Here is a 23,992-nt window from a genome sequence, read left to right as displayed (position 1 = left end):
ACGTAGATGAGACCCAGGACACCGTAACGGTGGGCGCCGCCCACCGGTCAGCGGCCAGAGCATGGGGGGCACGCCCGGTCCCGTTCCGAACCCGGAAGCTAAGCCCCATCGCGCCGAGAGTACTGCGGGGCCAGCCCGTGGGAGGCCAGGGCGCCGCTGACCGGTGGACGGCACCGAGCCGTCATTGAACTTAGAAGGGGGGAGGCCTCGCGGCCTCCCCCTTTTTGCGTTAACACTTCAAAATATAGTCGCATTTCACCTGTAACCCGGTTGGACTTACGGGTGATGAGCTTTTATTTAAAGACAATACATCGAATCACACGGGCAACCGCTATGACCACAATGATCAAAAGCAGGAATTGGAGTCGATGCTGTTTGCGTCGTTTACTTGATGAAACGAAGATCGTTTTCCCTTGTTTTGGCGTTTCGAGATAACGAGCCGAATGCGTTAAGGTTTGCTTGGGTCGAGGACCTCTTTGCTGCCGAGTTATGCGCGTTTCCGTCGGGTCGTCATTGATTGCGCTGTTTTTTGATAACGGTGCATCTTTCAGATATACGGGATCGCCCGATGCGACGCCCATATGCTTACGTCCCGTTTGGGTATCCTCGAGCGTTTGATATCGATTTCTCGTCACATACTCGGGCTCTGGATCATTAATGGGCTCTTGCGAGATGTGAGGGCGATGGAACCGTGGCGGCTGCGTGGAAGTATCTTCCCCCTGTGTCGGCATAAACATATTGTTTTGGTTTTGGTCGTCCATGATGCCCTTTAGCTCGTTACCAACAACGTGTACGCGCTCATTGTAAGCCCCTTGCTATTTGTAGCTGTGGACATACTCGTTATTTAAGCTCTGGTTCAAAGAACCTTAACCTTCCAAAAACCTGAGTCATATACACTTAGATATGCTTATGGTGCCTGACTCAAAAAACTTTATAGTCGGTGTATATATGAGCACCGGGTGGGCATATATAAGAGCGTCAAAAGAAGTCCCAGTCACCTAGAAGATGACTCGGCAGTCCTATAAAGGAGTGGTAAACATGGCAAGCATGGTTCCTTATCGTTCGGTTTTTGGCGTTCGTCCCTCTGCTAGCTCGCTGTTCGATCTGTTTGATGATATGAGTGACCTAGCGAACAGCTCGATTGCCTCAAAGGCGTTCCCCGTTGACGTTGAGGATAAGGGCGATGGCTATGAGGTCAAGGCTTATCTGACCGGCGTCGCCAAGGACGATATCGATGTCGAGCTTAACGAGGGCCGCCTGTCCATTAGCGTGAATGTCGAGGAAGACGAGGAGAACGAGGGCAAGAACTTCCTGCAGAAGGAGTTCAGTTCGTACAGCGCAACGCGTGGCGTGTATCTAAAGGACGCTTCGAGCGAGGGCCTCTCGGCTAAGTACGCTGACGGCATCCTTACCGTTACGGTTCCCAAGATCGTCGAGAAGAAGAACGTTACGAAGATTTCCATCGACTAACTTCGTTGGTGTTCTTCGCTATTAAAAGACAACAAAAGGGGCTGGGAAGCGATTCCCGGCCCCTTTTGCTGTCTAGAACAGTCTATTGAATGGTTGCTGGCCGATGCTGGCTTGCGGGGCGTATCGAGAGTTTTCGCGATCCTTGGAGAAGGGTGGCGGAGCTGCCGAGCTCGTCATCTAGGGTTGCGGCTAGAGCTTTGGCATAGCTTTTGACGGTAAGGCTCGGGCGATTGTTGTCTTGGCTGATATGCATGGCAATGAGCTGTTCGGTGCGATCGGTAACGAGTTCGCGCGCGGCTTCGGCGGCTTGGTCGTTGGAGAGGTGCCCCCTTGCAGACAGGATGCGCTCCTGAAGAAAGCGGGGATATTCTCCCTCGCGCAGCATGGTCACATCGTGGTTGCTTTCGAGCGCGAGGACTCGACAATCTTTGAGGGTGTTCATGGCTTGGCTTGATAGCTCTCCGGTGTCGGTGGCAAAGCCGATAGAATCATCGAGGACGTCGAATCGATAGCCGACTGGATTGATGACATCGTGTGATGTTGAGTAGGTTTGCACGTGGATGCCGGCAATGGATAGGGTGTCACCGGGATCGAACTCCTCGACAGACAGATACGAAAGATTTTCTTTGCTCGAAAGTGTGCCCCTGCTGGCATAGAGGGGGCCGTGCCAGTGCTTGCACCAGACATCGAGACCTTTGATGTGGTCGCTGTGCTCATGAGTGATGAGAAGAGCCGAGACGTTATCTGCCGAGAGCCCCAGTTCTGCCATGCGCTTTAATGTCTCGCGGCGAGAAAGACCGTCGTCAATCATGATGAGCCCTCGGGGGCCTTCGATGAGCGCGCAGTTGCCTTTTGAGCCGCTGCCAAGGATATGAAGGTGCAGACGAGACATAATATTCCAAAGGATACAATGGGTGCGAACGAATAGAGGAGGAAGCAAATGCCAACGGTATCTCAGCATTATGGACACCATGCTGCATCGTGGGCCGATGATAGGGCCCTGGCAACGCGGCAGACGGCTGCCCCCGTGGTGCTCATGGTATCAGGTGGTGCGGACTCGACGGCTTTGCTCCTTATGGCATGCACATCAAAGTTGGATATTCTGGATGGGCGTGGTGTAGCCCCCATCGCGCGCGAGCGACTACACGTGCTGCATGTGAACCATCACCTGCGCGGCGAGGCATCCGATGGCGACGAGGCCTTTGTGCGCGGCCTATGCGCACAATATGGCTTGCCGCTGTGTGTTGAGCATGCCTATTTTGATGATGAATCGGGCAATATCGAGGCGGCCGCCCGCGAGGTGCGCTATGCCGCGGCGCGGAGGTATGTTCGCGAGCTCTGCGTCCAGACGGGGGCACCGCGAACGGCGGCTCGTATCTGCACTGCGCACACGTCTTCGGATCGCGCGGAAACGTTTTTGATGAACGCGATTAAGGGTTCGGGGCCCGCTGGCCTATCGAGCATTCCTCGCCGGAGGAATATCGTGGTGCGTCCCCTGCTCGACCTGACTCATGATGAGCTCGTGGGCTATTTGCAGGTGCATGGTCAGCCGTGGCGAGAGGACGAGAGCAACGAGGACGTGTCATACTTGCGTAACTATGTGCGCCATCGAGTGATGCCGGTGGTGGCGCAGCGCAACGCGAGTGTCTGTAAGACGATTGGCGCCGCCTGCGAGATCTTGGGCGATGAGGATGCCTTTCTTTCCCAGCTTTCCGCACAGGCGTTTCGAAGCTGCCTGCGTAAGGAGGCGGCGGGTGCACTGGTTCTTGACGCTCGCCGACTGGCCGCGGCCGAGGTGGTGATTGCTCGGCGCATGGTGCGACTGGCAATTAAGCGTATCGACCCCGACGCTCGCCCGGAGATGCGGCATGTGGAGCGCGTGCTCGCCTGTGTCGCCGAAGGCTCGGGTTCGGTCACGCTGCCGGCGGGAATCGATGCGCGCGTGGAGTTTGGCATGCTGTCATTCAAGGCTCCGGCGGCGCGCGAGGGATTAGTTGCCGATTGGGTCACCATTCCCGGTCGATTGCCGCTGGGGGCGGGCCGCATTCTTGTGGCAGAGCCGATGGCCGTCGAGCCGGGGTGTGATATTGTGCGCCGTGCCCGCGAACTCGCGGGTGCCGGAGGGGTGGTCGCGATGGTGGATGCTGCGACGCTGGGCTTTGCCGATCGCGATAACGAACGGATGCTCGCCGGCTCGCGCGGGGAGATTCCCGCCGAGGCGCGTTTGGCGCGTCTGTGGGTAGACGGTCCCGCGCCGGGGGATGTGATGTGTCCGTTGGGCATGAGTGGGCGAAGTAAGAAGGTATCCGACCTGCTCAACGAGGCTCGTATTCCCGTTTCTGAGCGCGCAGGCGTTCCTGTGGTAAGAACGGCTCCGGGAGGTACCGTAGTATGGGTCGCAGGCGTTCGCACGGACGAGCGTTTTAAATGCACGGCCGCAACGCGCGTGGCATATCTGCTTCGTGTGGTCGATGCGGAGTAGCGTCCCACGCCAGCTATTCTGTGCGACGTTGACGGTATTCCCGCGCTGATGGCGTACGGGCTGGAAAATATACCCCGTGCGCTGCTAGAATGTGAAGTTCGCGTCCATACGGCGGTGTGTGGGCGATAAGCACAAGAAAGGGTTGTCATGGCTTCTCAACATCCGGATATCGAGAAGGTTCTGTTTACGCAGGAGGATATCGACGGTATCGTCTCTCGCCTAGGCGAGCAGATTACTCGCGACTACGCGGGTAAGGATCTGGTGCTGATTGCGGTCCTGCGTGGCGCCGTGGTCTTTATGGGCGACCTGATGCGCAAGATCGAGCTGCCGACCAACATAGATTTCATGGCTGTTTCGAGCTATGGTGACGGCGTGAAGTCCTCGGGTATCGTGCGTATCATTAAGGACCTGGATATCGACATCCGCGGTCGCGACGTGCTGATCGTCGAGGACATTCTGGACTCGGGCCTGACGCTCAAGTATCTGATGAAGAACCTCGAGAGCCGCAAGCCCGCTTCTCTGGAGGTCGCCGCCTTCCTGTGGAAGGACGTTGAGGACCGTACCTCGGCCATCACGCCCAAGTATGTTGGAACCCATTGCCCCGATGCCTTTGTGGTGGGCTACGGCCTCGACTATGCCGAGCGCTATCGTAACCTTCCGTATCTGGGCATTTTGAAACCGGAGGTTTATTCGTAAGATGCCCGACGACCGTAACGATAACAATTCCCAGACTCCCCGGGAGCCTAAGATCCCGGGGGTGCCCGGAGGCAAGAAGCCCACGCGTACGGGCTGGCTGTATTTTATTTTGGCTTGCGCGCTTCTGGGCTACGCCTTCTTTAACATGGGCTCCGGCTTTGCCAATTCCAGCAATACCGTTAAGCTCGCGACGAGCGAGATGGTCAACGCCATTAAGCAGGACCGCGTCGAAGATTTGACCTATACGGTTCAAGACGGAAGCGTGGCGGGTCATTACTGGAAGACAAAAAAGGACAAGGGCGATACGAGTGAGCTCAAGAGCTTCTCCTCGACCTATGTCGGCTCCGATTCGCTTGCCGAGCTTATGGCGGAGCACCCCGATACCAAGTACATCGTCAACACCAACGATCCCGATTTTTGGGGCGACCTGGCGATGAGCGTGCTGCCGACGATTGCCCTGATTGCCATCATGTTCTACTTTATGCGCCAGATGATGGGCGCCAACAACAGGAACATGCAGTTTGGCAAGACCAACGCCAAGACCAACGAGGCCACACGTCCCAAGGTCAAGTTTGAAGACGTTGCCGGCGTGGACGAGGCCGTCGAGGAGCTCGAGGAGATCCGCGACTTCCTAAGCGATCCGGATCGCTATCGCAAGCTGGGTGCCAAGATTCCGCGCGGCGTTTTGCTGGTTGGCCCTCCGGGTACCGGTAAGACACTGCTGGCCAAGGCCGTTGCCGGCGAGGCGGGCGTGCCGTTCTTTAGCATCTCGGGTTCTGACTTTGTCGAGATGTTCGTGGGTGTCGGCGCCAGCCGCGTGCGCGACCTCTTTAAGGAAGCCAAGTCCCAGGCTCCGTCGATCATCTTTATTGACGAGATCGATGCCGTGGGACGTCAGCGCGGAGCCGGTCTGGGCGGCGGCCACGACGAGCGCGAGCAGACGCTCAACCAGCTGCTGGTCGAGATGGACGGTTTTGAGGAAAGCGAGTCGGTCATCCTGATCGCCGCAACCAACCGCCCCGATATTCTGGACCCGGCATTGCTGCGCCCCGGTCGTTTTGACCGCCAGGTCACGGTCGACCGTCCGGACGTAAAGGGCCGCGAGCAGATCTTGCGCGTGCATGCCGAGAACAAGCCGGTGGACGAGGACGTTAAGTTTGAGAAGCTCGCCCAGATGACCGTTGGCTTTACCGGTGCCGATTTGGCAAACCTGCTCAACGAGTCTGCGCTGCTGGCCGCTCGCCGTCATCGTTCCGTGATCTCGATGGACGAGGTCGAGGAGTCGATGGAGCGCGTGATTGCCGGACCGCAACGCAAGGGTCGCGTGATGACCGAAGCCGAGCGCACCACGATTGCCTACCATGAGAGCGGCCATGCCCTGGTGGGTCACATCCTGGAGCACTCCGACCCGGTTCATAAGATTTCGATTGTCAGCCGCGGCCAGGCTCTGGGCTACACGTTGCAGCTTCCGCAGGAGGATCACTTCCTCAAGACCAAGAACGAGATGCTCGACGAGCTTGCCGTGTTCTTGGGCGGCCGCGTCGCCGAGGAGCTCATGTGCGATGACATCACGTCGGGCGCGAGCAACGACCTGGAGCGCGCGACCAAGATGGCGCGCGAGATGGTTACGCGTCTGGGCATGAGCGAGGAGCTGGGCACGCAAGTGTTTGGCGAGGCTCAGCATCAGGTGTTCCTTGGTCGCGATTACGCCGATCACCAGGATTACTCCGAGGAGACGGCGCGCCGCATCGATATTGAGGTTCAGCGCATCATGCGCGAAGCCCATCGCCGAGCGGTCGAGATCCTGGATGCCCGTCGCGATCAGCTCGATCTGATGGCGAAGGTGCTGCTTGAGCGTGAGACCGTCGAGGGTGATGCCGTGAGCGCCCTGCTCGACAACGAATGGGATGCCTACCTTGAGCGCGAGGGCGATATCCTGGCGGCCAAGGAGGAGCGCAATGCCAAGGCGGCCGGCATGCCGACCAAAAAGCGCACGCCTCGTATGAGCGAGGAGGAGCTGGCGGCTGATGCCGCAGCTTTTGCGCAGGCGGCCATGCAGGAGGATGCCGAAGTCGCATCCGATGACGCTGGCGATGACTGTGCCGTCAACGCCGATGCCGGCGCCGACGACGACAAATAGTCTTTATGGCGAAAGCCTCCGCGGGGAAACCTGCGGAGGCTTTTTCTTTTGGGCGATATGGAGACTGCCCGCTGCTTACGGGTGAAGCCGATAAATTTCGGGTCACATTGCTGCGGCACTTTGCTCGGCTAAAGCGTACAATAGCGCCTATGCGAAAGGGGAACAGATGATCAACGAAACTATGTATGCTCGCGGTGCGGAAAGCTCCATCATCCGTGAGATTTTTAGCTATGGCCTTGAGCGCAAGGCTCAGATCGGCGCAGAAAACGTATTCGATTTTTCGCTGGGTAATCCGAGTGTTCCGGCGCCCGCTGCCGTGGCGGAGTCCATAAAGAAGGCCCTGGGGCTGCCAAGCGACCAGTTGCACGGCTACACCCCCGCACCGGGCCTGCCGCAATGTCGAGCAGCCGTCGCCGAATCGCTCAACCGCCGCTTTGGCACGAGCTATGAGGGCAAAGACGTCTTTATGACGGTGGGCGCCGCGGCTTCGCTCACCTGCACGCTCAACGCCGTTACGAACCCGGGCGACGAGGTCATTGTTATCGCCCCGTACTTCCCGGAGTATCGCGTATGGATTGAGAAGGCCGGCTGCACGTGTGTCGAGGCGCTTGCCGACGAAGACACGTTCCAGCTGAGCGTGGGTAATGTGCTCAAGGCGATCACTGATAAGACGGCCGCTGTCATTATCGACTCGCCAAACAATCCGACCGGTGCCGTGTATACGCGCGACACGCTGACGCGTCTGGTCAATGTTTTGCGCGAGGTCAACGCTAAGCGCGATCCCCAGAACCCGATTATGCTTATCTCGGATGAACCGTATCGCGAGATTGTATACGGTGCCGAGGTGCCTTGGGTCCCCTCGATCTACGAGAACACCGTGGTGTGCTACTCGTATTCTAAGTCACTGTCGCTGCCTGGTGAGCGCGTTGGCTGGATCCTGGTTCCCAACACCAATCCGCAGGCTGCGCGTCTGATGCCGGCTGTTGCGGGTGCTGCCCGTACGCTGGGTTTTGTATGTGCACCGGTGCTCTTCCAGCGCGTGATCATCGATTGTATCGATGAGCCGAGCGACGTTGAGGCCTACGCACGCAACCGCACGGCGCTCACCGACGCCTTGGCGGACTACGGCTATACCTATGTTGAGCCGGATGGTGCTTTCTACCTGTGGGTGAAGGCGCTCGAGCCCGATGCGAATGCGTTTTGCGAGCGCGCCAAGAAGTATGAGCTGCTTGCGGTTCCCTCGGACAGTTTTGGCATGCCGGGTTGGTTCCGCCTGGGTTATTGCGTGAGTTATGAAACGATCATCAATTCGCTACCCGCTTGGAAACGGTTGGCGGACGAGTATCGTTAAAAGTAAAGCGCTCTGCCTGCAATGTTTTACGTGAAACGGGGTTTGGTGTTAAGCCGGACCCCGTTGTCATGGACGTTGTGTCATTGGGATGGAGCGGTTTTACGACTATCGAAGGCTATGCGTACAATGAATATAAGCGACGGCCATGCCAGATAAGGAGACCCGATGCCCTACCTGCTTTCTTGTGACATTCATACCCATACGATGTTCTCTGCGCATGCATATTCGACCATTGAGGAGAATGTGTACTGGGCGGCAGAGCGTGGCCTGCAGGTGCTCGGATCTGCCGACCATCTGAGCTCTATGGTTTCGGCTTGCCCTAATGACCTGCGCAGTTACCAGTTCTTTATCAACCAGAATATCTGGCCGCGCATTTGGAGCGGCGTGCTGGTGCTGCGTGGTGCCGAGGCTGATATCGTTTCGCTGGATGGAAGCCTGTTTGGCGAGGACGTTCCTGTCACGCTCGATATTGCCGGCGATTCGTACAGCCGTCAGCATTCGCTGTTCGATTTGGTTACGCGTAATTTGGATTATTTGGTTGCAAGCGTGCATAATCCGCAGATTGCTGAGGGCGCGACGCCGGCCCGGACGACTGAGATGTATATCAATGCCTTGGAACACCCCAAGGTGTTCATGCTGGGCCACACGGGTCGTTCGGGCGTGCCGTTCGATATCGATGAGGTACTGCTGGCGGCCAAGGCCAAGCACAAGATCATCGAGATCAACAACCACAGCCTTGAGCATGGCACGGATGCCGAGCATTGGAACGTGTGTCGTGAGATTGCCGAGCGTTGCGCCGAGCTGGGCGTGGGGATTGGCGTTTCGACCGATGCGCATATTGGCATGGCGATTGGCAAGCTCGACCAGGCGCGCAAGATGCTCGACGAGATTCACTTCCCGCTGGACCTGATCGTGACGCGCGACCGCGAGACGCTGCTGCGCGAGATGGCTGCAGCCGGCGTGTGCGACCTGCGCAAGGGGATGTAGCGGAGTTTATAAACCAAGCGAAGGGGGCGGTCCAGGCGGGCCGCCCCCTTTCTTGTGCCGGAGAATTAGCGGCGTTCGAGGACCGCTACGGTTTCGGTATGGTCGGTGTGGGGGAACATGTCGACGGGCGTGATCTTGAGCAGGCGATAGCCTCCGTCGAGGAGCTGGTGCAGGTCGCGCTCTTGGGTCACGGGGTTGCAGCTGATATAGGTGATGCGGCGCGGCTTAAGTGCGCAGGCGGCTTCGAGGAACTCGGGGGTGGAGCCGGCGCGCGGCGGGTCGATGGAAAGGACATCGACGCGCTCGTTGTTGTCGGCGGCATCTAGGATGTAATCGGTGGCATCGTCGGCCATAAACCAGGCGCTGCGGGTGAGACCGTTGAGCTCGGCATTGCGGCGTGCATCGGCAATGCCTGCCGGGTTGCGCTCTACGCCGAGCAGCATGATGCCGATACCCTTGTTCTGGGCTTCTTTAGCTGCGCAAAGACCGATGGTGCCACTGCCGCAGTAAGCATCCATAAGCACATCGCCTTGGTGCAGATCCATGCCGTCGATAGCGAGCTGGTAGAGCAGCTCGGTCTGCTGCGGGTTGGTCTGGTAGAACGCGGTGGGGGAGATGTCGAACTCGCAGCCGAGTAGCTGGTCGCGCATGCACTCGGCGCCATACACGATGCGGGTTTCCTCACCCAGGATGGCGTTGCCAGGGCGTCCGTTGATGTTTTGGGCGACGGTGACGATGCGCGGATCGAGCGCGGCGACGGCCTCAAAGAAATCCTGTGCATGCGGCAGGTCGCGCTGGGCGGTCACGAGGGTGACCATGATGTGGTCGGTGCGCCAGCCACAGCGAACGACGGCATAGCGAAGCAAGCCCAGGTGCTTGTCTTCGTTAAAGGCGGGAATGTGCAGACGTTCGGCCTCGCGCGCGATGCCGTTGAGGACCTGTCGGGTGCCCGGTGCCTCAACGGGGCATTCGGGAACGGCAACGATTCTGTGCGTGCCGCGCTCAAAAAAGCCGCAGCGGACAGCGCCCTCTTTGCCAGGGGCAAAGGGAGTGGCGGCCTTATGGCGAAAACCGCGCGGCGCAGGATATTTGCCCGGATCACCCAGGGTGACGCCCATACCGCGAATGGGATCGACGGTTATGCCCTCGCGATCGCAAAGAGCGGCAAAAAGCTCCTCCATAGCAGCCTGCTTGGCTGCTAGCTGCTTCTTATAAGGACGATTGAGCGCCGTACACCCACCACAAGCTTTCATGATGGAACAGGGAGACTTGGGGTCCACAGCCTTACGCGCAGGCGAAACCGAATCTTTATGTGGGCGCTTGGTGCGAGTCTGAGATGCCTTGTCCTCGCTCCGACGAGAGCCGGGGCGCTTGGCCTTAGTCTTGCCCTTAGCCGACTTGCTTTTTGCAGCTTTAGAAGACTTGGATTTCGTAGAGGATTTCTCCTCTTTTGACCCCTCAGCCGCTTCCACCAAAGCACGACGAGCCCTACGCTCCGCACGAGATTCTGCCATCAATAACTCCACTAATTCATGAATTAAAAGCTGCAAGCATTGTACCGTGCCAAGCCAGCGGGCGATATGCAAGCGGTCATTTCCTGTCAGTGATAAGTCCAACGACGTTTGCCAGGCGCGGACGGGGAGCGGCGCATAATTAAGTTTATCGCGAGTTCCGCACGCAAAGGAAAGCACTTAATGTGCTTTCCGTCTTGCGCAGGACTGTAGAGCAGGAAACTTAATTATGCGCCGCTCCCCGTCCGCGCCTGGCAAACCCTCCCTTGTACTCTATCAAGGTAAAGTGTATGATTCTGGACGTTACACGACTCACTTTACTTAACTAAAGTGCCACCAAGGGGGAATACCATGAATACCGATATGTCTCGTCGTCAGTTTGTTGGTCTAGCCGGCTCGTTTGCCACGGTGCTTGGCCTTGGTCTTGTCGGCTGCGGCGGTGGTGCCGGCAAGGGCTCCGCTGCTGGCTCTGCCGCGGCCAAGGATGTGAAGGGCGCTGCGGAGTCCAAGAAGCTCGTGGTGGGCTTTGATAAGTCCTATCCTCCGTACGGCTTTGTGGGCGACGACGGCGAGTACACCGGCTTTGATCTCGATCTGGCCAAGGCTGTTGCCGATAAGCAAGGCTGGGAGGTCAAATACGAGGCCATCGACTGGGACGCTAAGGACACGCTGCTCAACTCGGGTGCCATCAACTGCATCTGGAACGGCTTTACCATGGAGGGCCGCGAGGACGACTATGCATTCTCAGATCCGTACATGCTCAACGAGCAGGTGCTGGTGGTCAAGAAGGACGCGGGCATCAAAAGCTGGGACGATCTTGCTGGAAAGACCGTGATTACCCAGACCGATTCCGCCGCTCAGGACGTGCTCGAGGGTGACCAGAAGGATCTGGCGGCGACGTTTGCCACGCTCGACACCATCGGCGAGTACAACACGGCCTTTATGCAGCTCGAGAGCGGCGCGGTCGATGCCGTGGCTTGCGACCTTTCGATTGCCCAGTATCAGCTTGCCGCCAAGCCCGATGCCTATACGCAGCTTGATGAGCCGCTGTCCAGCGAGCACTACGCCGTCGGCTTTAAGAAGGGCGACACCAAGTCGGCCGACGCCGTGACCGAGTCGCTCAAGGCGCTCTATGAGGACGGTACGGTCAAGGACCTCTGCGATAAGTATTCAAGCTATGGTCTATCTTTCGATAATTGGGTGCTCAAGTAATGTCTATTCAGGTCATGATGCAGATGCTTGGCCAGGGGTTCTTGGTCAGCTTGCAGTTGTTTGTGCTGACGCTGCTCGGATCGATTCCGTTGGGAATCCCCGTGGCGTTTATGCGTATGAGTAAGATCGCGCCGCTTCGCTGGATCGCGCGCATCTATATTTCGGTGATGCGCGGTACGCCGCTCATGCTGCAGATGTTTGCCATCTACTTTGCCCCGTACTACGTGTTCGGCATCTCGCTCACGCCCGATTCCAAATGGACGGCGTGCGTCGTGGCATTCATCATCAACTACGCCGGCTACTTTGCCGAGATTTATCGCTCGGGCTTGCAGTCCATTCCATGCGGTCAATACGAGGCAGCCGAGGTGCTGGGCTATTCGCGTATGCAGACGTTTCTGTATATCGTGATGCCGCAAGTCGCCAAGCGCATTTTGCCGGCGATGGGCAATGAGATCATCACGCTGGTCAAAGACACGTCGCTGGCGTTTGCCATCGGCGTGGGGGAGATGTTCTCGACGGCCAAGGCGCTGGTTGCCTCGCAAGTGAGCATGGTGCCGTTTGCGATTGCGGCGCTGATCTACTGGGTCTTTAACTTTGTGGTCGAGATGCTGCTGGGCGCCGCCGAAAAGAAGCTGGACTATTATCATGACTAGATCGTTCCGCCGTTCTAACGAACGGCGGACTGCTCGACGCTGCGCGCGTGCCTGACGGCCAATCTGCTCCTCAAACCGTCGCTTGCGTACAGAAGTACGCGGCGCTCCTCTTTCGGAGCACATTGTCTCGCCAGTCACACGCTCGCTGACTCTTTAAACACATGGAGGCTCCCGTGTCCGGAACGGTAATGAATATATCGAACGCGCGTAAGGCGTTTGGCGGCTATGAGGTGCTCAAGGATATCTCGCTCGAGGTCAAGCGCGGTGAGGTTGTGGCGATTATCGGGCCTTCGGGCGGCGGTAAGTCTACGCTGCTGCGGTGTGCCACGCTGCTCGAGACGCTCGACGGAGGATCGCTCTCGTTTGGCGACCTTGCCGTTGCGACGGACGCGGGATCGGGTGCGGTATATGCGAAAGGCGACGTGCCCAAGCAGGCACGCTCGCGATTTGGCCTGGTGTTTCAGAACTACAATCTGTTTCCGCACTATACCGTGATGAAAAACATCACCGATGCTCCGATTCGCGTGCTCAAACGCCCGCGCGAGCAGGCCGAAGCACGTGCGCGTGAGTTGATCGCGCAGATGGGGCTTGCGGGAAACGAGAACAAGGTGCCATGTGAGCTTTCGGGCGGTCAGCAACAGCGTGTGAGTATCGCCCGCGCCTTGGCGCTCGACCCGGAGATCTTGTTCTTTGACGAGCCGACCTCGGCGCTCGATCCCGAGCTAACGGCCGAGGTGCTACGTGTCATTAAAGACCTTGCCGCGCAGAATATGACGATGGTGATCGTGACCCATGCGATGCAGTTTGCGCGCGATGTTGCCGACCGCGTGGTCTTTATGGACGGCGGTCGCATTGTCGAGGAGGGTCCTGCCGAGCAGGTTATCGACCATCCGCGTGAGCAGCGCACCCGTGAGTTCTTGAGCCGTATCGAGGGCTAGGCTCAGCTATGTATTGAGAAGAAGCCGCCGCAGGTCTTATGGTCTGCGACGGCTTTTATTTGTATCGATGGGGTTTAATAATCGCCTGGCATGCTTGCCCTGTCCTCTCGCCGCCTGTATTCATACGTGCGCCGAAAGGTGTGCATGGGCAGTCACCCGTGAGGGTAGGGTGGTGGCATAGGACATTTGGAGGGTGAGCCGGCTCGGCTGCCGACCATGCTGCTTCCGGGACGGCACCGACCGCGAACTCTCCCCGTTGGCGTCGCGCATTGCGCGCGGCCCTGCAAGGAGGTCATCATGGGTGCTCCCAAGACCGGTAACGTAAGGAACGTGGTGCTCGTAGGCCAAGGCGGGGTGGGCAAGACTTCACTCGCCGAGGCCATGCTCCACCTTTCCGGCAAGACCGCCCGCCTGGGCGGCCACGACGGCACCAAGCCCACGCTCGACTATGACCCCGAAGAGGTCAAGCGTGCATTTTCCATCTCGACGACCATTGCGCCGATAGACTGGAAGGGCGCGCGCATCAATGTGCTCGATGCCCCGTGCTATCCCGATTTTATCGGCGACGCCTATGCCGCGATGAGCGTCTGCGAGACGGCTCTGTTTGTGGTCGACGCCGAGGCCGGCCCGCAGCCTACAACGGTTAAACTCTGGTATGCCGCCGAGGACCTGCGTCTGGCGCGTGCGGTGTTTGTAAACCGCCTGTCGCGCTCCGAGGCCAGCTTTGCGACTACGATGGACCTGCTGCAGGAGCGCTTTGGTACGCGCCTGGGCGCCGTGACCCTTCCCTGGGGCGAGGGCGAGGACTTTGACGGCATCATCGACCTGGTACGCATGAAGGCACGCCACTGCAACGGCGCCGAGGCCGTTGAGTCGGAGATTCCCGAGGAGTATCGTGCCCAGGCCGAGGAAGCCCATGACCATCTGTGCGAGCTGGTGGCCGAGGCTGACGACGAACTGATGATGAAGTACTTGGAAGGCGAGGAGACGCTGACGCAGGAGGAGCTCGAGGGCCTGCTGTCGAAGGCGATTGCCGAGCGCATCTTTGTGCCGGTCTTTGCGGGCGATTGCATTAAGGAGCAGGGCGTCAACTCGCTGATGGACGACATCGCCACGTACTTCCCGGCGCCGACGGACTACGGTGAGATGCCGCTCATCGACGGCGATTCGCTCAAGATCTCGAGCGATGACGACCGCCCGGTGGCGTTTGTGTTTAAGACCCTGGCCGATCCGCAGCAGGGTCGTATCAGCTTTATCAAGGTGCTGACGGGCACGCTTGAGCCGGGCCTTGAGCTGGTCAATGCGCGCACGCGCAAGGGCGAGCGTCTGGCTCACCTGTATGTGATGTGCGGCCGCGACATGACCGAAGTCGGTCACGCCTATGCCGGCGATATTATCGTGGCGCCCAAGCTGGCTGCCGAGACGGGCGATACGCTCTCCATTACCGGTAAGGTCGAGGCGGCGGCGTTTAAGTTCCCCAACTCGCAGTACCGCATCGCCATCGAGGCCGAGAATCGCGGCGACGAAGAGAAGCTCTACACGTTTATCGAGAAGGCTTGTAAGGCCGATCCGACCATGAGCATCGACCGCGACGAGGAGACCGGCCAGACCATCATTTCGGCGGTGGGCGAGGCACAGGTTTCGGTCCTGCTCAATCGTCTGGAGGACCGCACCAAGGTCGCTGCCAAGAGCGTGCCGATCCGTATCCCGTATCGCGAGACCATCCGCCGCACGGCAAGTGCCCAGGGTCGTCATAAGAAGCAGACCGGCGGCGCCGGCCAGTATGGTGACTGCTGGCTGCGTGTGGAGCCGATGATTACCGCCGACGGTACGAGCGACGGTTATGAGTTCGTAGACGAGGTCGTGGGCGGCCGCATTCCGCGCTCGCTGATCCCTGCCGTGGACAAGGGCGTCCAGGAGACTATGAAGGACGGCATCATCGCCGGCTACCCGCTCACGGGCATTCGCGTGGCTGTGTACGATGGCTCGTATCACAGCGTCGACTCCAACGAGATGGCGTTCCGCGCGGCGGCTCGCATCGGCCTGCGCAAGGCATGCGCCGATGCCGACCCGGTGGTGCTGGAGCCCATCGAGGAAATCACGGTGACCATCCCCGAGAGCTACGCCGGCGCCGTGATGGGCGACATCTCGGCCTCGCGCGGTCGCGTGACGGGCATGGAGACCGATGAGCGCGGAGACACCGTGGTCATTGCCCAGGCGCCGCTGGCCGAGCTGACGGATTACTCGACGCGCCTGCGCTCCATCACGCGCGGCACGGGCGACTTTACCATGAAGCCTGCAGGCTATGAGCAGGTGCCTTATGACGTTCAGGCCAAGCTGGTCGAGCGCTATGAGGAGGGTCGCGCCAAGTAGCGTATGGCGTTGCCTGCAACATACATGCCGGTGCAAGGGCCGCTCTGGGCAATCCAGAGCGGCCCTTTTTGATCCCCGGGGGACGGAGGAGAACGGATCATTTTAGGTTTTGGGACAGCTTGGTCGGCCCTAGTCTCCCGAGGCCTGATTGCGGCCGGTGGCGTAGTCGATCCGCACATGCGGCTGCAGGTTGTAGCAATATACGTGGAAGCAGAGGGTCTTGCCGTGGTCCTCGACCGATTGGGCCTCAAGGCGCACGCCGCGGCAGACGAGTTCCTCTTCGTTGTACATGGGCGTGACGCGGTAGAGCACATGGTTGCCAGTGTCGCGGATGTAGCCGAGGATCTGCTCCTCAAAGGGCAGCATGCCCGTTTCGTTGAGATAACGCGTGCCGGTCAGGAGATTTTTGCGGTTGGCGTTTTCGCCGCAGAGCGACCAAGCGATAAGGTGGCAGCGGTTATAGAGGCTCTGGCCTGGAATAAAGTCGTAGCGCTGCTGGTGCCATCCGGCGGGGTGGATACGCGAGATATCGCCGCGCTTGCCCTGACCGAGCGATTCGGGTCCTATGCAGGCGAGTGCTTTGCGGGTACGGCCCAGGCTGTCGAGTTTAGAGAACTTCTTAAAGCAGCCCTCTTCTGTAGCGCGCTCGTATTCATCGAGTGTGAATGACGGCGTGCCCAACGGGTGCGTGCTATCGGCGCGAAGGGCAACGTAGGGGTTGCCGGCGTAGTCGGGAATGCTGGTGAGGTAAACGCCGCGCGCGCGGTCGAGATCGGGATTTTCGACCTCGTCGATGGGAGTGGTGGAGCTGTCCTCGGCAACGTTGCCGTTGGTGTTGGTCGTGGCGGATTCGGAGCCATCGCCGGAGTCCTCGGAGCTCGCTGTTCCCGATTCGAGCCGGGCGACCAAGTCCGCTTCGTCGTCGGTGCGGTTGGGGCTCTCGCTTTGCTTCTCGGCTAGAGCCGCCGCCTGCTCATCGCTTTGCGACGACAACAGCTTGGGTGCCCCGTCGAGAGATCCTGTAAACAGCGCAAATCCCAGCACCACGGCGGTGCCGATGGAAAGTACTTGCTTGTAGGCGGACTTGCGCGACATGGGGGCTCCTGGGTAGTCGGTTGCGAATCTACCAGTCTAGCAGGAGCCGACAGGGGCCGTTCTGTCGAACAAATACTTAAGATTTGGGACAAACACTCCTGATTTATTTGTCCCGCGGTCTAGATCGAGGTGGAGTCGAGCCAGTTGAGCTTGCACTCGAGAATGCGCTGCTCGCCGGGTTGGCTGCTGCCATCAAGCAAGGCGAGCAGCATCTCGGCCGCCTCCCTGCCTTCCTGGTCGACGGGCTCGATGATGGTGGAGACGGTCGGTGTGGTGAGATTAGTCCAGTCTTCGCAGTTGAGTCCCAAAAGACCTATTTGCTGCGGAAGCAGATGGGCCATGGGTTGGAGGGCCTTGTAGACGCGGGGGAGCGCCCATTGGTTTTGGACAAAGATGAGCGTACGCTTGGCGGGATTAAACTTGAATTTAAAGTACTCGGTAAGCTCGTTGATTGACGGCTTGTTGTGGTCGATGGGAATCGCTTTGTAGAGCTGTCCGTTCGCTGCCAGCGCCTCGGCATACCCCTGAAAACGCTCCATGCGGGTGCGCATCTCGGTCATGTTGGCGGCAATGGAAAAGAAATCTTCGTAGCCGGCGTCGAGGAGTGCCTGTGTGGCGTTGTACACGCCGTCGTAGAGGTTGGTTTTGATCCAGCTGGTGCCTGGGCTGTAGATGGCCGCGTCAAAAAAGACGACGGGCTTGCCGGCGCGTCTAATGCGGTCGTGCACGGCCTTGAAATTTGCCGTGGGCTGGATGATAAAGCCATCGACGCCCAGCGAGAGCATCTTGTCGACGTACATGAGCTCGGTCTCGGGGTTAAAGTTGCTCGTGCAAACGACCGTCTGGTAGCCCGCGGGGAGCATGACCTGCTCCATGCCATTGAGAACGAGCCCCGCCCATTTGTTGGTGTTATCCAAAATGATGATGGCAATGACGTGGGTTTGCTTGCCGGTGAGCGTCTGCGCTTGGGCGTTGGGAACGTATCCGAGTTCCTTAATGACGCGCGCGATTTTGTTCTGCGTCTTTTCGCTAAGCTTTTCTCGTTTGTCGTTGAGGTAATACGAGACGCTTGCCGTCGAGGTTCCCGCCTCTCGAGCGACGTCTGCAATCGTAACGCGCTGTTTTGCCACAGCGACTCCTTCCGACAGATGAGCATTTTCCAACATGATGACTTTGAGTCTTGGTGAGGGATGCGCTTCGGTGAGCGGCTTTCTCCTTTCATATGAGTATGCAACAAATGCGGTATACGGGTGGGGTCGAAATTTGTGACCGGCATGCGTATCTGCCGTCTACCGAGAAAATCAAATACTTCTTGACTTTTGAAATCGAGGGTAAAATCGCAGGATTCATTTTTGGTTAAACGCATAACTAAATAGCGTAACCAACGCTCTGACCTGCGCGTTTACCGAAATAAGCTGGCATTAAGAAAATTAAGCACCTATATTGGTCTTGTCGAAAAGACAGCAAGTCCAAACGGCAGGGGATGCTCCGGAGGCCTCCGCAAACGGTGTCTTGCGCACGCAACTCTATGAAAAGAGGGAAGCAATGAAGATCGTAGGCGTTGCCGCCTGTACCGTGGGTATCGCCCACACGTATATGGCCCAGAAGGCGATTCAAGATGAATGCGCCGCCCGTGGCATCGAGTGCAAGGTCGAGGCTCAGGGTGGCCTGGGTATCGAGAATGAGCTCACGCAGGAAGACGTGGACTCCGCCGACCTGGTCCTGGAGTCCGTCGACGTGGGTGTCGAGAACGAGGACCGTTTTGAGCAGAAGATGGCCGAGGGCAAGTTCCTCAAGGTCGGTACTTCCGATGTAATCGCCGATCCGGTCAAGATCATCGACCAGGCTGTTGAGATTATCAAGGCGACGGGTGGCGCCGTTGACGCGCCCAAGGCCGAGGCCAAGGCAGAGAAGAAGGCCGTCTCCGCTGCCCCGCAGGCCCCGACACCGGCGTCCAAGCAGTCTATCTTTGCCGATCCTGGCAAGACGCTGCTCAATGCATTCAATACCGGCGTTTCCTATTTTATCCCCATTGTCGTTATCGGTGGCGTGTTCCTCGCCTTCTCGTTGGCATCCGGTACTGCCGGTGCTAGCGGTATGGAGGTAACCAACCCGTTGATGGTGAGCCTTAATACCATCGGCATGGCCGGCATCTCCATGATGATTCCGGTGCTTGCGGCTTACATCTCCTACTCGATGGCCGGCAAGCCCGCGCTCGCCCCCGGTTTTGTCCTGGGCTACCTGGTCAACAACGCAGTCGTTACCCCTAACGGCAACAGCGTTTCGACCGGCTTCTTGGGCGCCATGATCATGGCAGTTATCTGCGGCTACTTTGTCCGCTGGATGAAGACCTGGAAGGTCAACAACACCATCCAGACCATCATGCCCATCCTGATCATCCCGATTCTGACCTCGCTTGTCCTGGGCATGGCCTATATCTACATCCTGGCCACGCCGCTTGGCTTTGTGATGGACTGGCTCACCGGCGTGCTCGGCAGCCTGCAGGGCGGTTCCGCAGTTGTCCTGGGTCTGGTCATTGGCGTTATGACCGCCTTCGATATGGGTGGCCCCATCAACAAGACCGCTTCGACCTTTACTATGGCCATCATGGCCTCCGGCATCTATGGCCCCAACGGTATGTTCCGCGTCGCCGTCGCCGTTCCCCCGATTGCCTGTGGCCTCGCTGCGCTCATCGCCAAAAACAAGTTCGATGACGCCGATCGCCAGATGGGTATCTCCGCACTGTTCATGGGCTGCATCGGTATTACCGAGGGCGCCATTCCCTTCGCGGTCAAGGACCTCGGTCACACCCTTCCCGGCATCTGCATCGGCTCTGCCGTGGGCGCGGCGCTTGCCGCCTTCCAGGGTATCGACTGCTACGTCCCGCACGGTGGCTTTATCGTCGCCCTTGCCACCAACAACGTCGCGCTGTTCTGCCTGGACATCGTGATTGGCTCCGTGGTCGCCGCTGCAATCCTGATTGCCATGAAGCCTACGCTCGATAAGCAGGCCAAGTAAACCTTTAAGGACTCCGGTTGTGCGGAGGGATGGATTTGACTCCGCACAACCGCCCCTACACAACAAAATCCATCCGTACTGATAGGGCCCGCATCTGGGTCCCAGGGAACTTTTGTCAAAAATCCTCTGGAGAAGGAGAACAAAATGTCCAACCTCACCATCCGCCAGGCCGTTCAGGGCATGCTCAAGCTGCAGGATAGCGGCGATCACGCAACCATGGTCGGCATTGGCCCCATGAGCCCCAACCTGATTCAGGCCGTGTTCGAGCTTGCCAAGGACGAGGATTTCCCGCCCATGTTTATCGCTAGCCGCAACCAGGTCGATATGGACGAGATGGGCGCCGGCTACGTCAACGGCTGGGACCAGACGCGCTTTGCCGCCGACATTAAGAAGGTTGCCGACGAGGTGGGCTACACCGGTCCATACTACCTGTGCCGCGATCACGGCGGTCCGTGGCAGCGCGACGAGGAGCGTAACGCCCACCTGCCCGAGGACGAGGCCATGGAGCTCGCCCGCAAGTCCTTCGTCGCCGACATGGAGGCAGGCTTTGACCTGCTGATGGTCGACCCCACCAAGGACCCCTATCAGATCGGCAAGGTTATTCCGCTCGACGTGGTGCTTCGCCGCACGATCGATCTTATCGACTACCTTGAGCAATACCGTCGCGAGCATAACCTGCCCGAGGTTGCCTATGAGGTCGGTACCGAGGAGACCAATGGCGGCTTGACCTCTACCGATAAGTACGAGGAGTTCATTTCTCAGCTGCAGCCCGAGCTCGAGAAGCGCGGCTGCCCCATGCCCACCTTTATCGTCGGCCAGACCGGCACCCTTACCCGCTGGACGGAGCAGGTCGGTCACTACAACTTCAAGAACGCTCGCGAGCTTGCCGATATGGCCAAGCGCTACGGCGTGGGCCTGAAGGAGCACAACGCCGACTACCTGGATGACGCGACGCTGCTCGAGCACATCCCGGCTCACGTGACGGCCTCCAATGTTGCCCCTCAGTACGGCACCGAGGAGACCCGCGCTTACCTCAAGCTCTGCGCTACCGAGCAGATTCTGGTCGACAACGGCCTGTGCGACGATCCCTCCGACCTGTATCACACGCTGCTGGTCAAGGCTATCAAGACCGAGCGTTGGCGCAAGTGGATGACCGGCGACGACGTTAACCTGCAGGTTGACGACATCCTGGCCGACGACGAGCTCAGCCTGAAGATTCTGGATGTCTCCGGCCACTACGCGTTCAACGATCCCGAGGTCAAGGAGCAGGTCGAGAAGCTCTACCGCAACCTCGCTGCCCAGGACATCGACGGCAAGCGCTTTGTGATCGAGCACATCAAGCGCCCGATCAAGCAGTACGTCGTCGGCCTTAACCTCAAGGGCGTCACGAGCCGCATCGAGAAGGCTCTCGAGGACTAAGTAGTTTTTCCTACACGACGCCGGGCCTGGGGCATGTCCCAGCTGCAGGCCCGGCACATAGGACAAAGGGGCATCCCCTTTGTCCTTTCTTTTGAGTTTTGGATTCCTCCGAAGGAGTTTGCACCATGAAGTTCTTTATCGATACCGCCAACCTTGACGAGATCGCCGAGGCCAAGAGCTGGGGCTGCCTTGCTGGCGTCACCACCAATCCGTCCCTGTACGCCAAGACCGGCGGTAAGCTCGCCGACTTTGAGCCCCATATGCTCAAGATTGCCGAGCTCTGCGAGGGCCTGCCCGTGTCCGCCGAGTCCACCGCGACTACTGCCGAGGGCATGATCGAGGAGGGCAAGCGTCTTGCCGCCCTCGCTCCCAACATCGTGGTTAAGCTTCCCGTGTGCGAGGCCGGCCTCGCCGCCTGCCGCGCCCTGGCCGACGCAGGCGTGCGCGTCAACATGACGCTTGTCTTCTCGCCGACGCAGGCCCTCATGGCCGCCAACGCCGGTGCCCGCTACATCAGCCCGTTTGTGGGACGCTTCGACGACATCGCCGAGGACGGTATCTCGCAGCTCGACAACGTTGTGACCTGCATCAAGAACTATGACTGGACTGGCAAGAACGTCGACGACACCGTCGAGATCATCACCGCTTCGGTCCGCACACCCAACCACGTGACCCAGGCGGCTCTTCTTGGTGCCGACATCGCGACCGTGCCCATGGCCGCTCTCAAGAAGTGCCTGCATCACCCGCTGACCGACCAGGGCCTCGCCTCTTTTGAGGCTGACTGGCAGAAGGTTGTCGCTCAGGCTTAACGACCGGGTTGCCCTCGGCATCGCGCCATCCGGTGCCGGGGTTGTTCTCAAGAGAGGAATTCGTATGACCAACCAGGAGCTGGCGAAGGTCGCCAATGAGGTCAGGAAGGGTGTCGTGACTGCGGTTCACGCGGCCAAGTCGGGACATCCGGGTGGATCGCTCGGTGCAGCCGACATCATGACGTATCTGTACTTTGAGGAAATGAATATCGATCCTGCCGACCCTCACAAGGCCGATCGCGACCGCTTTGTGCTCTCCAAGGGTCACGCGGCGCCGGGCCTGTATTCGGTGTTGGCAAATCGCGGCTATTTTCCCGTCGAAGAGCTCGAGACGCTCCGCCATATTGGCAGCCGACTGCAGGGCCATCCCAACATGAACGATACCCCAGGCATCGATATGTCCACCGGCTCGCTCGGTCAGGGCATCTCTGCTGCAGTTGGAATGGCGCTTGCCGCTAAGCACTGGGGCGACAGCTACCGTGTCTACACGTTGCTGGGCGACGGTGAGTGCGAGGAAGGCCAGGTGTGGGAGGCGGCTATGTTTGCCGGCAACCATGCGCTCGACAATCTTGTTGCCGTCGTCGACCACAACGGCTTGCAGATTGACGGCACGATCGATGAAGTCAACTCGGCCATGCCGCTTGCCGACAAGTTCCGCGCCTTTAAGTGGCATGTGATAGAGCTAGCCGATGGCAACGACATGGCGCAGATTGAGGCGGCTTTCGCCGAAGCTCGCGAGGTGACCGGCGCGCCCGTCGCTATCATCGCCGAGACGGTGAAGGGCAAAGGCGTCTCCTTTATGGAGAACCAGGTTGGCTGGCATGGCAAGGCGCCCAATGACGAGCAGTTTGAGCAGGCCATGGCCGAGCTCGCGGCAGCAGGAGAGGAGCTCTAATGGCAGAGGTCAAAAAAGTCGCCACGCGCGTAAGCTACGGCGAGGCGCTCGTCGAGCTGGGCAATGAGCACGATGACTTTGTAGTGCTCGATGCCGACCTGGCTGCCGCTACGCAGACGGGTAAGTTTAAGACTGCCCATCCTGAGCGCTTTTACGATGCCGGCATCGCCGAGAGCAACCTGATGGGTCTTGCCGCCGGCATCGCGACCACGGGCCGCGTTGCTTTTGCGAGCACCTTTGCGATGTTTGCCGCCGGTCGCGCCTACGAGCAGGTCCGCAATTCCATTGGCTACCCGCACCTCAACGTCAAGATTGGCGCCACCCATGCCGGCATTTCGGTGGGCGAGGACGGCGCCACGCACCAGTGCTGCGAGGATATCGCACTCATGCGTACGATTCCGGGTATGACGGTGGTCGTTCCCGCCGACGATGTCGAGGCCCGCGCCTGTGTGCGCGCCGCCTATGAGTTTGAGGGGCCGGTCTACATACGCTTCGGCCGCCTGGCAACACCGGTCATCAACGATCACGAGGGCTACGAGTTCAAGATCGGCCGCGGTGTTGTTGTGCGGGAGGGCTCTGATGTCACGATCGTCGCGTGCGGTCTCATGGTCGCTGGGGCACTCGCTGCTGCCGAGGCGCTCGCTGCCGACGGCATCGATGCTGAGGTCATCAACATGCATACGATCAAACCGCTCGATGAGCGTTTGGTGGTTGCCAGCGCCAAGAAGACCGGTCGCGTGGTCACCGCCGAGGAGCATTCGATTATCGGTGGTCTTGGCGAGGCCGTTGCCTCGGTGCTCGCGGAGCAGCATCCAGTGCCGATGCGTCGCGTCGGCGTGCGCGATGTGTACGGCGAGTCCGGCCCTGCGGTCGATTTGCTGCATAAGTACGGTTTGGACGCCGACGGCATCGAAGCTGCGGTCAGGTCCGTGTTGTAAGGAAG

Annotated in this window: 20 protein-coding genes and 1 rRNA gene; 16 read left to right on the top strand and 5 right to left on the bottom strand. The window is 59.1% G+C overall.

Annotated elements, in window-relative coordinates:
* Window positions 1-46: 46 nt before the first annotated feature.
* A 5S ribosomal RNA gene (gene rrf / locus DWW51_RS08015) occupies window positions 47-162 on the top strand.
* Window positions 163-293: 131 nt separating this feature from the next.
* Here the strand turns inward: rrf and DWW51_RS10185 are convergent.
* Window positions 294-761, bottom strand: coding sequence for a hypothetical protein (locus DWW51_RS10185; RefSeq protein ID WP_147344065.1), 468 nt, complete (start codon window positions 759-761; stop codon window positions 294-296).
* 277 nt (window positions 762-1,038) lie between these two features.
* Between DWW51_RS10185 and DWW51_RS08010 the strand changes: the two genes are divergently transcribed.
* A complete protein-coding gene (locus DWW51_RS08010) occupies window positions 1,039-1,470 on the top strand; it encodes an Hsp20/alpha crystallin family protein (protein WP_035138719.1) in 432 nt (143 codons plus the stop codon).
* An 82-nt stretch (window positions 1,471-1,552) separates the two neighbouring features.
* On the opposite strand, the gene DWW51_RS08005 is transcribed toward DWW51_RS08010, so the two are convergent.
* Window positions 1,553-2,362, bottom strand: coding sequence for an MBL fold metallo-hydrolase (locus tag DWW51_RS08005; RefSeq protein ID WP_197032222.1), 810 nt, complete (start codon window positions 2,360-2,362; stop codon window positions 1,553-1,555).
* A gap of 48 nt (window positions 2,363-2,410) precedes the next feature.
* On the opposite strand from DWW51_RS08005, the gene tilS reads away from it, so the two are divergent.
* From tilS to DWW51_RS07980, 5 genes are all read left to right on the top strand, one after another.
* Window positions 2,411-3,952, top strand: coding sequence for a tRNA lysidine(34) synthetase TilS (gene tilS, locus DWW51_RS08000; RefSeq protein ID WP_197032221.1), 1,542 nt, complete (start codon window positions 2,411-2,413; stop codon window positions 3,950-3,952).
* A 147-nt stretch (window positions 3,953-4,099) separates the two neighbouring features.
* Complete coding sequence (gene hpt / locus DWW51_RS07995) at window positions 4,100-4,648, top strand: hypoxanthine phosphoribosyltransferase (protein ID WP_117774133.1); 549 nt, start codon at window positions 4,100-4,102, stop codon at window positions 4,646-4,648.
* A gap of 1 nt (window position 4,649) precedes the next feature.
* Window positions 4,650-6,788 carry an ATP-dependent zinc metalloprotease FtsH gene (gene ftsH / locus DWW51_RS07990; RefSeq protein WP_117774132.1) on the top strand — a complete coding sequence of 713 codons (2,139 nt, stop codon included), beginning with the start codon at window positions 4,650-4,652 and terminating at the stop codon, window positions 6,786-6,788.
* A gap of 166 nt (window positions 6,789-6,954) precedes the next feature.
* The gene (locus DWW51_RS07985) at window positions 6,955-8,139 is read left to right on the top strand and encodes a pyridoxal phosphate-dependent aminotransferase (RefSeq protein WP_117774131.1); all 1,185 of its coding nucleotides are present in this window, start codon (window positions 6,955-6,957) and stop codon (window positions 8,137-8,139) included.
* Window positions 8,140-8,304: 165 nt separating this feature from the next.
* Complete coding sequence (locus tag DWW51_RS07980; protein WP_117774130.1) at window positions 8,305-9,126, top strand: phosphatase; 822 nt, start codon at window positions 8,305-8,307, stop codon at window positions 9,124-9,126.
* Between the two features lie 65 nt (window positions 9,127-9,191).
* On the opposite strand, the gene rlmD is transcribed toward DWW51_RS07980, so the two are convergent.
* Window positions 9,192-10,406, bottom strand: a complete 1,215-nt coding sequence (gene rlmD, locus DWW51_RS07975; RefSeq protein WP_369832581.1) for a 23S rRNA (uracil(1939)-C(5))-methyltransferase RlmD — start codon at window positions 10,404-10,406, stop codon at window positions 9,192-9,194.
* A 582-nt stretch (window positions 10,407-10,988) separates the two neighbouring features.
* Between rlmD and DWW51_RS07970 the strand changes: the two genes are divergently transcribed.
* From DWW51_RS07970 to DWW51_RS07955, 4 genes are all read left to right on the top strand, one after another.
* Window positions 10,989-11,849, top strand: coding sequence for a transporter substrate-binding domain-containing protein (locus tag DWW51_RS07970; protein ID WP_117774128.1), 861 nt, complete (start codon window positions 10,989-10,991; stop codon window positions 11,847-11,849).
* Complete coding sequence (locus tag DWW51_RS07965) at window positions 11,849-12,502, top strand: amino acid ABC transporter permease (RefSeq protein ID WP_117774127.1); 654 nt, start codon at window positions 11,849-11,851, stop codon at window positions 12,500-12,502. The genes DWW51_RS07970 and DWW51_RS07965 overlap by 1 nt, the downstream gene beginning before the upstream one ends.
* Before the next feature lie 188 nt (window positions 12,503-12,690).
* Complete coding sequence (locus DWW51_RS07960) at window positions 12,691-13,440, top strand: amino acid ABC transporter ATP-binding protein (protein ID WP_197032225.1); 750 nt, start codon at window positions 12,691-12,693, stop codon at window positions 13,438-13,440.
* 297 nt (window positions 13,441-13,737) lie between these two features.
* Window positions 13,738-15,813, top strand: a complete 2,076-nt coding sequence (locus DWW51_RS07955) for a translation factor GTPase family protein (protein WP_117774125.1) — start codon at window positions 13,738-13,740, stop codon at window positions 15,811-15,813.
* A gap of 129 nt (window positions 15,814-15,942) precedes the next feature.
* On the opposite strand, the gene DWW51_RS07950 is transcribed toward DWW51_RS07955, so the two are convergent.
* Window positions 15,943-16,908, bottom strand: a complete 966-nt coding sequence (locus tag DWW51_RS07950) for a DNA/RNA non-specific endonuclease (RefSeq protein WP_117774124.1) — start codon at window positions 16,906-16,908, stop codon at window positions 15,943-15,945.
* A gap of 119 nt (window positions 16,909-17,027) precedes the next feature.
* Entirely contained in the window at window positions 17,028-18,038 is a 1,011-nt protein-coding gene (locus DWW51_RS07945; protein WP_231501611.1) for a LacI family DNA-binding transcriptional regulator, read from the bottom strand.
* Between the two features lie 415 nt (window positions 18,039-18,453).
* On the opposite strand from DWW51_RS07945, the gene DWW51_RS07940 reads away from it, so the two are divergent.
* The 5 genes from DWW51_RS07940 to DWW51_RS07920 all read left to right on the top strand — a co-directional run bounded on the left by DWW51_RS07940 (window position 18,454) and on the right by DWW51_RS07920 (window position 23,987).
* Complete coding sequence (locus DWW51_RS07940; RefSeq protein ID WP_117774122.1) at window positions 18,454-19,926, top strand: PTS fructose transporter subunit IIC; 1,473 nt, start codon at window positions 18,454-18,456, stop codon at window positions 19,924-19,926.
* A gap of 144 nt (window positions 19,927-20,070) precedes the next feature.
* Window positions 20,071-21,345 (top strand): class II D-tagatose-bisphosphate aldolase non-catalytic subunit, encoded by a 1,275-nt coding sequence (locus tag DWW51_RS07935; RefSeq protein WP_006235615.1) that lies wholly within the window; start codon window positions 20,071-20,073, stop codon window positions 21,343-21,345.
* A 125-nt stretch (window positions 21,346-21,470) separates the two neighbouring features.
* The gene (gene fsa / locus DWW51_RS07930) at window positions 21,471-22,154 is read left to right on the top strand and encodes a fructose-6-phosphate aldolase (protein ID WP_006235616.1); all 684 of its coding nucleotides are present in this window, start codon (window positions 21,471-21,473) and stop codon (window positions 22,152-22,154) included.
* A 64-nt stretch (window positions 22,155-22,218) separates the two neighbouring features.
* Entirely contained in the window at window positions 22,219-23,049 is an 831-nt protein-coding gene (locus DWW51_RS07925) for a transketolase (RefSeq protein WP_089573497.1), read from the top strand.
* Window positions 23,049-23,987, top strand: coding sequence for a transketolase family protein (locus DWW51_RS07920; RefSeq protein ID WP_117774121.1), 939 nt, complete (start codon window positions 23,049-23,051; stop codon window positions 23,985-23,987). The genes DWW51_RS07925 and DWW51_RS07920 overlap by 1 nt, the downstream gene beginning before the upstream one ends.
* The last annotated feature ends 5 nt before the right edge of the window (window positions 23,988-23,992 follow it).

Source organism: Collinsella sp. AF15-51, from assembly GCF_003462845.1.
Lineage (GTDB): Bacteria > Actinomycetota > Coriobacteriia > Coriobacteriales > Coriobacteriaceae > Collinsella.
The sequence above is the reverse complement of the archived record's forward strand: the minus strand, read 5'-3'. Positions and strand labels throughout refer to the sequence as shown.